The organism is Spirulina sp. 06S082, assembly GCF_034932145.1.
In the GTDB taxonomy this organism is placed as follows: Bacteria; Cyanobacteriota; Cyanobacteriia; order Cyanobacteriales; family Spirulinaceae; genus CCY15215.
The window spans coordinates 1-1,226 of the sequence record NZ_JAYGHV010000110.1 but is presented as its reverse complement, the minus strand read 5'-3'; the positions used below and the strand labels follow the sequence as shown (position 1 = coordinate 1,226).

Below are 1,226 nucleotides of genomic sequence, written 5' to 3'. Positions count from 1 at the left end.
GGAGAGAGAAAACATCGCTTTTGCCAACCGCCAAAACTGACAGCAATGTGCAAAAGTTACCCCTCATTGTACAAAGGTCAACAGATTCGTTATGGAGAAAAATATCGCACAATTCAAATCAAAATCTGGAATGGAAAAGATTGGGTATGGTCAGCAGAAATCCCCGTCAAAAAACAGGGAAAAAACCGCCATCTTGTGGAAGGAAACGAGATAAAATCTCCTGCATTAGTGGTCAACAAAAGAACCTGTCAACTTTCCCTGCCTGTAAAGATTAAAAAAGTCGAAAGGGAGGAATCAGAATATGTTTGTAGTGTAGACTTAGGGATTAACAATGCAGCAACAGCAGCCATAGTTGGTGCAGACGGTACTGTAAAAGCACGGAAATTTATCAATCCTGCCAGAGACATAGACCGTCGCAATCGACGTAGGATGAAAATTGCCAAAAAAGCGAAACAAACTGCCCGTATTATCGGACAGAAGCACAGTAAGCGGTGCGACCCTGCTGAGGTTTCCAACTCCTCCCGAGACGCTACGCGAACAGCCAAGGAACGCGCACCAAGAAAGGGATTCTGTAAAGGACTCTATCGCAAATCTTCCCATATCAACCGCGAAATATCTCGTAAAGTGATGCGAGAAATCGTTGAGTTTGCCAAAGCGAATAACGTCAAAGTTATTGTCTTTGAGAACTTAGCGGGATGGAAAGCGAAAGCGGGAAGGAAAGGGACTTTGCACAAACAAAAATTTCATCTTTGGTGTCATCGAAAAATCGTCGAGTTGACCCAAGAAAGATGGAGAGAATTGGGAGGCAATGTTGTTTTTATCAATCCTAAATATACCAGTGCCTATGCTTTTGATGGCAGTGGGAAAGTCAAGAGAGGAAAAAACAATTATTCTCTTTGTCGCTCTCTTGCTTGGTTGGATATGCTGAGGAAACCTCAGCATCCCCCAAGCGCTTCAGTACAGGGAAGCAATACCATGCGGATTTAAACGCGAGTTATAATATTGGCGCGAGATATTGGTATTGTGTATTAATAGGCGACAAACCTCTTGGTGCGCGTTCCCTAGGCGAATGCGATTCGCCGGGGTCGCACCGCTTTTCCAGAGTGTATGTGGGCAAAAGTTCCGACTGCACGCTGAGAACGCCAGTTGTTCTGGGAACGCTACGGAATTTCCGTAGCTGAAAGAATCCCCAACCATAATCTTTGATTTGGTTGGGGAGCGTTCAA

Annotated in this window: 1 protein-coding gene; it reads left to right on the top strand. The window is 44.6% G+C overall.

The annotated features are described in order from the left end of the window. Positions 1–987, top strand: a 987-nt coding sequence (locus VB714_RS07345) for an IS200/IS605 family accessory protein TnpB-related protein (protein WP_323222629.1), incomplete at its 5' end; no start/stop codon positions are given. Positions 988–1,226: the final 239 nt, after the last annotated feature.